The 653-nt window shown below is 47.6% G+C and carries 1 protein-coding gene and 1 pseudogene; both read left to right on the top strand.

Translation table 11 applies throughout. The annotated features are described in order from the left end of the window. Positions 1–152, top strand: a pseudogene (locus R7040_RS27235) (AAA family ATPase); the annotation flags it as partial. A 13-nt stretch (positions 153–165) separates the two neighbouring features. Further along, a partial coding sequence (cpaB, locus tag R7040_RS27230) for a Flp pilus assembly protein CpaB (RefSeq protein ID WP_318097712.1) occupies positions 166–653 on the top strand: 488 nt, incomplete at its 3' end.

The following is a 653-nucleotide window of genomic DNA, read 5'->3' as shown; positions in this document are numbered from 1 at the left end:
CTCGTTACAATGATGTCGCTTACTTCCCTTGCTGACCATAAGATTTTTTGGTCATTTGCCGAGATATTCTGGTGTTCGAAGGGAAAGAGAAGATCTTCTCGTCAGACATATTAACTCGTGCCTGGGGACTGTACTTCACAGTGGATGAATAGGGAGATTTAAATTATGAGTCGGACTCAAGTCATCATGTTATTGCTGCTCTCCATTGTTTTCGGCCTTGCTGCCGTATTAATTGCCAAACAATGGATGGACGGCAGAAACCAGCCAACAGTAGAGCTCGAAGAGGTGGAACGTCATCCTGTTGTAGTCGCTACGATGGAGCTGGAGCCAGGCACCATTTTGGATGAAAAGCATTTAACCACCAAGTTAATGGAAGTGGACTGGATAGACGACGAAACACTCAAAGTGCCTGAGCAAGCTTTGGGACGTATCGTTGCAAACACCATTTACGCGGGCGAGTTAGTCAATCCTAATCGTCTTGCTCAACCTGGAGAGGGCGCAACGCTTGCAGCCTTAATTCCTGAGAACAAGCGAGCAGTCACCATTCGTGTAAATGACGTTATCGGCGTAGCGGGTTTCCTACTGCCGGGTAACAAAGTGGATGTGTTGAACACGGTGAGCTATGGCAAAGGCAAGCAAGCGACCACACTCAC

The organism is Vibrio sp. 1069, from assembly GCF_033340555.1.
Note: the sequence above shows the minus strand (reverse complement) of the source record. Positions and strands in the feature narration are given on the sequence as shown.